Source organism: Microcystis sp. M53603_WE2 (assembly GCF_030065435.1).
In genome coordinates this window covers 1-7,213 of record NZ_JASJFF010000766.1, presented here as the reverse complement: position 1 = coordinate 7,213, position 7,213 = coordinate 1, and the positions used below count along the sequence as shown (strand labels likewise).

At 39.8% G+C, this 7,213-nt stretch carries 6 protein-coding genes, 1 tRNA gene and 2 pseudogenes; 2 read left to right on the top strand and 7 right to left on the bottom strand.

Features of this window, described 5'->3' with window-relative positions; all coding sequences use genetic code 11:
- The 4 genes and pseudogenes from PX481_RS29785 to PX481_RS16510 all read right to left on the bottom strand — a co-directional run.
- Window positions 1-171, bottom strand: a pseudogene (locus tag PX481_RS29785) (flagellar assembly protein H); the annotation flags it as partial.
- A 136-nt stretch (window positions 172-307) separates the two neighbouring features.
- Complete coding sequence (locus PX481_RS16520; RefSeq protein ID WP_288095044.1) at window positions 308-1,798, bottom strand: MFS transporter; 1,491 nt, start codon at window positions 1,796-1,798, stop codon at window positions 308-310.
- A gap of 22 nt (window positions 1,799-1,820) precedes the next feature.
- Window positions 1,821-2,603 (bottom strand): DNA repair protein RecO, encoded by a 783-nt coding sequence (gene recO / locus PX481_RS16515; RefSeq protein ID WP_288095043.1) that lies wholly within the window; start codon window positions 2,601-2,603, stop codon window positions 1,821-1,823.
- A gap of 292 nt (window positions 2,604-2,895) precedes the next feature.
- A tRNA-Ala gene (locus tag PX481_RS16510) sits at window positions 2,896-2,968 on the bottom strand.
- Window positions 2,969-3,045: 77 nt separating this feature from the next.
- On the opposite strand from PX481_RS16510, the gene trhO reads away from it, so the two are divergent.
- A complete protein-coding gene (trhO, locus tag PX481_RS16505) occupies window positions 3,046-3,858 on the top strand; it encodes an oxygen-dependent tRNA uridine(34) hydroxylase TrhO (protein ID WP_288095042.1) in 813 nt (270 codons plus the stop codon).
- A 48-nt stretch (window positions 3,859-3,906) separates the two neighbouring features.
- On the opposite strand, the gene PX481_RS16500 is transcribed toward trhO, so the two are convergent.
- The 3 genes from PX481_RS16500 to PX481_RS16490 are packed head-to-tail and all read right to left on the bottom strand — an operon-like array spanning window position 3,907 to window position 6,506.
- Window positions 3,907-5,472: a protein kinase domain-containing protein gene (locus PX481_RS16500; RefSeq protein WP_002763894.1), complete on the bottom strand. Its 1,566-nt coding sequence runs from the start codon at window positions 5,470-5,472 to the stop codon at window positions 3,907-3,909.
- A 57-nt stretch (window positions 5,473-5,529) separates the two neighbouring features.
- Complete coding sequence (locus tag PX481_RS16495) at window positions 5,530-5,952, bottom strand: hypothetical protein (RefSeq protein ID WP_002763893.1); 423 nt, start codon at window positions 5,950-5,952, stop codon at window positions 5,530-5,532.
- 44 nt (window positions 5,953-5,996) lie between these two features.
- Window positions 5,997-6,506 carry a coiled-coil domain-containing protein gene (locus PX481_RS16490; RefSeq protein ID WP_002763892.1) on the bottom strand — a complete coding sequence of 170 codons (510 nt, stop codon included), beginning with the start codon at window positions 6,504-6,506 and terminating at the stop codon, window positions 5,997-5,999.
- Between the two features lie 372 nt (window positions 6,507-6,878).
- Here PX481_RS16490 and PX481_RS16485 point away from each other — a divergent pair.
- A pseudogene (locus tag PX481_RS16485) lies at window positions 6,879-7,070 on the top strand (hypothetical protein); the annotation flags it as partial.
- Window positions 7,071-7,213 lie beyond the last annotated feature (143 nt).

Here is a 7,213-nt window from a genome sequence, read left to right as displayed (position 1 = left end):
TTGACTAAATGTGCTAATCTCTTCTTGAAATTGTATCTCTTCGACCGGATTTAGATTGAGATAAGTATCAATAAATCCAGAAATTAATTCCATTTTCGCAGGATTTAACCTTAAAGTAATTAACAAGCGCAGACATTCCGCCTTAACCTTAGCTCGCTCTTTGTCTGCAATAGGGTGATCCAGAAAACGGGTTTCTTGAAGAAACCCGTTTTCTATTCAATCTCCTGACTCCTGACTCCTAACTCCTAACTCCTAACTCCTAACTACTGATTACTGATAACTGATCACTGATAACTGAAAAGTTACGCTAATCTTTAGATAAATTGCGAGAAACATACCAAGTAAAACCACCGCCGATAACTGCCATAACTGCTAAAGCTAATAATACCGGTCGGAGTCCGAATTGAGTTTCGGCGATACCCGCGACAGCTAGGGGTAAAGAGAGGGCAATATTAACGGCATTGTTTTCTAAACCAAAGACTTTACCGCGCATTTCGGGGGGTGTATCTGCCTGTAGGGTAGTTTGCATGGGAACCCCGACTAAAGCGGCAAAAATCCCTAATAAAGCCGTCATAGCGAAGGCTAAAATTAAACTTTTTGTTGCTAGGGATAAACCGATTAAAGCTGCCGCCATACCCAGGGAACCCCAGAGACTTAATCGGGTGTGGGAGAATTTTTGACCCCAATAACCTAGGGTAATCGCACTAACTGCCATTCCCGCACCACAGGAGGCTAATAAAAAGCCAAATTGAGAGGCTTTTAACCCGGGTAGTTTTTCGGCCATACTGACGGCTAATACTGATAGAGCAGCAAAAATACAGAATAAGATGACTAATTGAATTAGAGCGTTACGAACTTTATGATTTTTGTTGAGGTAACGAATGCCGTCGCGGATATCTTCCCAAACATGGGGCTGTTCTGCGGTAGGAATAACATATTTTTCGCTAGTTCGCAGGATAATTAGAATTAAACCGGCAATTATATAAAAAGCACCGACAATCATCACTTTGCCAATATCAAATTGTCCGGCTCTCGTGCCGAAAATGCTATCAGCAAAAGCTAATAGAGGTTCACCGATGGCAAAACCGATAATTAATACTGCCATGGTGGTTAAAGTGTTGAGGGAATTAGCGGGTAGAAGATGACGACGTTTTACCACCAATGGCAGGGTAGATTGTTCGGCAGGGGCAAAAAATTGGGTTAAGGTGGAGACAAGAAAAGTAATGACTAACAACAGGAAAAAACCGAAGGGTAAATTAAATTCTCCTTGTAGCCGGTAATGCCAATTTCTTAAACCTTCCGGCAGCCAACCGAGGGGAACGGCTAAAGTTTGCCCGCGCACTAACCATAATAATAGGGGAATGACGAGGACAAAGGCCCCCCGTAAAAGGTTAGAAATAACTAAAACTTGTTTTTTTAACCATCTATCAACATATACACCCGCCACCGAACCCACTAACACCGCCGGAATTGTATTAGCAATCATTATCGCCGATACCCAGCCGCTAATCGATTGATCGGCTTCTTGGTAATGGGTGGCAATTAGGGAGATCATCAGGACTAAATAGAATTTATCCGCTAATTGGGAAAAAATTCCCCCCGCCCAGAGAATGAGAAAGCGCGGGTTTTTTAGCACTGGGGCAAAACCCTGACTGGGATTGGATTTGGGCGCACGTTTAGGCAAGCGGTTCATGGTTTCTGCGTCGGATTGCCTCGGTGAGGAATCGGAAGAATTAAAAACAGGAGTGGGGGAGGCGCTGGACGTAGCGTCGTCAGTTTCTGAGTCAAACAGTTGCATTATGATGATTTTTGCTATCTGTTTAAAATTCTAAGGGAGATAAACCCTCAACTAATGCCGAGGAGCGAAAAGTTTTTCCCAGATGATATTGAGTATAGCGACGCAGCAAACGATCGAGGTTAATCCAAGCTAGTTCTGAGGTAAGGTTTTCTGGTGGGGGAAAATCTGTTTTTCCTAGGCATTGCAGTAATTGCAGTTCTTGCAACGTCAGTTTACTATCGATTTTGGGCGGGTTGATTGTTTCTGTGAGGGCAGCTAGATCTATTATGCCCCCTGCCTCGAAACTAAATCCTAGGCAATTGTCCCCAATTAAGGCTTTTCCCGTCAACAGGCAGTTATGGACTTGCGGCACTAAGCCGGCAATTATTAAGAAATGAAAAATTGCTTGACAAAGGTAGGGAAGTATGTATTGATTCTCGTCGAGGACTTCAATTCTGGCCAGATGGCTGCAGATTAATTCGTATAATTCCCTCTGGGGTTGTTCGCTCAGTGCGATCGCTAAAACCAGTTCGCAGAGGTATTGACTAACGGTGAGTTTGGCGAGATTTTGACTTAATTTGGGATAAGATTCGATAGTTTCAGCTTGAACGACCTTATCTAGGGATTTTCCTGCGACTATCAACAGATTATTGACCACAAATAGTTCACTTCTACCCCGGAGGGAAGATTTATACTTGCGCGCACCGGGAGCGATGGCTCTAATTAAACCATATTCGGCGGTCAAAATAGTTAAGAGGCGATCGGCTTCTCCGAAGGCCATTCCTTGTAGATTGATTCCAGTAGCTTGATAGGTACGAGACATCATTTAATAATTAACTAGGGTCTGCTGAAAAAGTTTTTCGTGGGGACAGGGTGTGGGGTGTGGGGTGTGGGGTGTAGGGTTTTACCGATTTTGAGGGGGTCAATTACCTAATTTTCAGGGAAAAAGTCCAGGGATTTTCCCCCCGATCACTCCCATATCTGGTACCTTTTGATTGACAAAAGGTCTAAAAGTCTTACCCAACAAGGTTTTTAGATTTTTTCGGCAACCCCTAGCTAATTGTCTCCCCAAGAAGACTTGAGCTAATCACCAAGCAAGGGGAAATCAGTCAGGACTATGGAGGTTAGCGGACTCGAACCGCTGACATCCTGCTTGCAAAGCAGGCGCTCTACCAACTGAGCTAAACCCCCGATCTGGTTTTTAGGACACTTTCGTTATCATAACCTATAGTGAAAAATATTACAAGTTAATTTTTCCCTTGCCTGCCATGTCTTATCTAGTCGCCACTTTTTACCAGTTTGTGGCTTTGTCAGATTATCGTCAAAAACAGCCAGAAATACAAAAATACTGCCAAGAAAGAGGAATTAAAGGAACTATTCTTCTGGCAGCCGAGGGGATTAATGCAACGATCGCCGGGAACAGTCAAGCGATCGCAGAGGTGATTAGTTGGTTAAAAACCGATACTCGTTTAGCTAATCTAGAGGTGAAAGAGTCTGTTTGTGATTATTTGCCCTTTCAACGCTTAAAAATTCGCTTAAAACAGGAAATTGTGACTTTTGGTCAACCCAAGGCTAATCCTCTCGAAAACACAGGAATTCATCTCAAAACTGAAGAGTGGAACCAATTGCTGAAAGAGCCGGACGTGGTAGTGATCGATACTCGTAATAATTATGAAGTGGCGATCGGTACTTTTGCGGGAGCGCTTAACCCAGAAATCCAGCATTTTCGCCAATTTCCTGAGTATATTCACGACAATTTTGATCGTATTAACGATAAAAAAATAGCTCTTTTTTGTACGGGGGGAATTCGCTGTGAAAAGGCGGCAGCTTTTTTATTAAATCAAGGTTTTTCTCAAGTTTATCAGCTAGAGGGAGGTATTTTGAAATACTTAGAAGAAGTTAGTCCTGATCAGAGTCTTTGGCAAGGAGAATGTTTTGTTTTCGATCAAAGAGTGGCACTAACAGCTAATTTAGAGGTAGGACATTATGAAATGTGTCCCGCTTGCGGTCATCCCATCGATGAAAAAGATAAACAGTCCCCCAATTACCGAGCAGGAATATCTTGTCCCTATTGTAGTTAATTTTATCCTATCGTCCCGCTCTCATCTCCCTACTTTTCTAGCATCTGGTTACTTTTTCTTGCGGATTTGTGTACCAGAAATCATGTCATGAAGGGCGCGTTTTTTCTTTGTCCAGGCTGCCAGTAAAAAGCCCAAATATAAGGGAGCAGTGGAGAGATATTTTAGTAAGTAGCGGCGATTTGCTCTTGCAAAAGATATGCGTCGGCCTTGGCTATCGGTGACGGATAAATCAAAAAACATTTTACCAATAGTGGCTTTAAAAAGATATTCTAAGAAAACATAATATAACCATTTAATAACTATTCCTAAACCGAGAGCGGTCAGGATGGCAATATGTTCGTGAGTAAAGTTAACTTTGGCTTGAATATTATAGATAATTGCCGCTATAAATAAAGCAAAACCAAAAATTGTTGTTCCAGCTGCACTTAATCCTGCTGCGTAGTAAACCCAGATTTCTTTGGCTATATCAAAATCAAGGTTTAAATCTTGAAAAGTTGACCATTGTTGTAAGCGAAAACAGATATAACCACCTAATAAAGCGGCGATAATAAGAACGATAAAAGAATCAATTAAAGAGGCTTTTAACCGGAGCCAAAACCCAGCATAACTGGGAGAAATTGCAGCGAGTAAAGAAATAAGTGCAGGATTGGGAATAGGAATAATTTTAGGTTTTTCAAGAGAAGAATTTTTAGTTTTTTTAGTTTTTTTAGTTTTTTTAGTTTGATGGGTATTGGCTTTAATATCAGTAATAATTTTTAGCAAAGTTTTGGTGTCTTTAGGTCGATCAATAGGTTTTTCTGCCATTAAATTATCGATAAAATCTGCTAATCGAGAAGGGATATTTGGCGCATATTTACGCCAGTTAAATTCATTGGTATTAATATTGTAAATTTTCGGGTCACTGGGTTCTTTACCGGTTAACAAAAAGACGAAAGTTTTGCCCAAAGCATAAAAGTCTGATTGGGGGACAGAGTGACCAAGAGATTGTTCAGGAGGAGCATATCCGGGGGTATAAATTCCTGTATTTTTACCTCCTGCTAGGACAGTTTTAGTCACTTGTCGCGCTGCCCCAAAATCAATTAAAACTAATTGACCATCGGGTTTTAAGATAATATTAGAAGGTTTTATATCACGATGATAGAATTTATGTTTATGAACTTCATGGAGAATATTAGCTAACTGAGTTAACCAATCCAAAGCGAGATTATAATCAATCGGTTTAAATCCTCTTTGTTTTTGATGTTCTTCTAAGTCAATACCAGCAATTTTCTCCATGACTAAACAGTGTAAAGCAGTTTGACTCTCCCGGGGATGATAAATAAAATAGTTTTCTCCTTTGGGAATACCGGGGTGATTTAATTGTTTTAAAAGATTGGCTTCCTGTTGAAATAAATCAATAGCTTTGCTAGAATCGTAGGTAAGAACTTTTAATACTTTGGGTATTTTACGTTCATCTATCACTTCATAGGTATTACCAAATCCACCTTTGGCACTCAATAAATTTGTGACTCGATATTTACCATTTAAAAGCAAGTCGGAACCACAGGATTGACAGTAACGACTCTCCGTGATACTTTTCGGTTTGGGACAATGAGGATTAATACAAAAACTCATGGATTTTATTGGTAGATTACAAAATAAACTTGATGATTAAAATATTCACCGATATATTTAAGGTTTATTGCCAAGAAAAAAGCCGCGCAATCCCAAAGTTACCACGGCACTTAAAAAAGCCACAACCATGGGGATAATCAGGGATTTAAAACCTTTTAAGTCAGCAATATCTTTAACTAGGATTGCATAACTATCTTCGACTTTTTCCAGTCGTTTATCCATTGTTTCGACTTTCTGATCAAGAGTTTTAATATCTCCTTTTATTTCCGTGACTTCCACTTTTAAATCATTAACATCTTTTTGGAGACTGTCAAATTTTTGATCCATATCTCTTTGGAGACTGTCAAATTTTTGATCCATATCTCTTTGGAGATTGTCGATTTTCTGATTAACATCTCTTTGGAGATTGTCGATTTTACTCTCGATTCTTGTCAGGACAGATTCAAGGGAATAGGTAACGGTTTCGCTAGTTTGTGTCATAATTAAACCCCTCTTACAGATAACTACTTTATTGAAATAAAAAATTAAGGTTTGTTGCCAAGAAAAAAGCCGCGCAATCCCAAAGTTACCACGGCACTTAAAAAAGCCACAACCATGGGGATAATCAGGGATTTAAACCCTTTCAAGTCAGCAATATCTTTAACTAAGATTGCATAATTATCTTCAACTTTTTCTAGTCGTTTATCCATTGTTTCGACTTTCTGATCAAGAGTTTTAATATCTCCTTTGATTTCTGTGACTTCCACTTTTAAATCATTAACATCTTTTTGGAGACTGTCAAATTTTTGATTAACATCTTTTTGGAGACTGTCAAATTTTTGATCCATATCTCTTTGGAGATTGTCGATTTTCTGATCCACATCTCTTTGCAGGGTGTCAAATTTTTGATCCACATCTCTCTGAAAGGAATCTATTTTCTGACCCATATCTCTTTGGAGAGAGTCAATTTTCTGATTAACCTCTTTAATGCTATCTTTAATTTCTTTTAGGACAGATTCGAGAGAATAGGTAACGGTTTCGCTAGTTTGTGTCATAATTAACAACCTCTGGTCGATGGGGCCAAATACAATTAGGTTATACTAAAAAAGTTTTGCGTTGGTGTGGGGTGTGGGGTTTTACCCATTTTCAGGAAAAAAGTCCCTGAATTTTCCCCCCGATTACTCTCGGCTGGCACTTTTTGATTTGAAAAAAGCCTAAAGATATTATCCAACAAAGTTTTTAGATTTATTCAGCCAGCCCCAATTATTCCCCTATTGCCTATTACTAGGGACTAAGGACGATTTCGCTACCGAAAAATTTCAATTGTGGCCAGAGAGCGGTCATGGTAATTTAAGAAAGCGATCGGGGAACTCTAACAGGGAAGATCCCGACCCTAGCGAGGGAGTGCCTGTTTAACCGTCTGTCCTATGTACAAGTCTATTACTGTTTTAACGCTGCTGACGGGAATTATCGCCGTTGATGTGGTTTTTGCTCAATCCACTGTTAATCTTCCCATCACAGTTAAACGGGGAGAATCCTACGAAGGATTATTGACTAGAGCATCGCAATTAGCAGAGAAAACTATCATCAGTCGTTTTAATCAACAACAGGGTCTTAATAACTGAACTTCCCCCGTATAAATATACTAGCTATGGCTCAAAGTCTTACAGAGCCTGAGTTAAAGCAATGTAATACTAATAAACTACTGGGTACAAACTCCTGAAATCCTTACGCAGACAGGGTTTGAGGCAAAATTTTTCAA

Coding starts and splice junctions, on each gene's coding strand:
- trhO (WP_288095042.1), top strand. CDS start 3,046: ATGTCTTATCTAGTCGCCACTTTTTACCAGTTTGTGGCTTTGTCAGAT.
- PX481_RS16520 (WP_288095044.1), bottom strand. CDS start 1,798: ATGCAACTGTTTGACTCAGAAACTGACGACGCTACGTCCAGCGCCTCC.
- PX481_RS16500 (WP_002763894.1), bottom strand. CDS start 5,472: ATGAGTTTTTGTATTAATCCTCATTGTCCCAAACCGAAAAGTATCACG.
- PX481_RS16495 (WP_002763893.1), bottom strand. CDS start 5,952: ATGACACAAACTAGCGAAACCGTTACCTATTCCCTTGAATCTGTCCTG.
- recO (WP_288095043.1), bottom strand. CDS start 2,603: ATGATGTCTCGTACCTATCAAGCTACTGGAATCAATCTACAAGGAATG.
- PX481_RS16490 (WP_002763892.1), bottom strand. CDS start 6,506: ATGACACAAACTAGCGAAACCGTTACCTATTCTCTCGAATCTGTCCTA.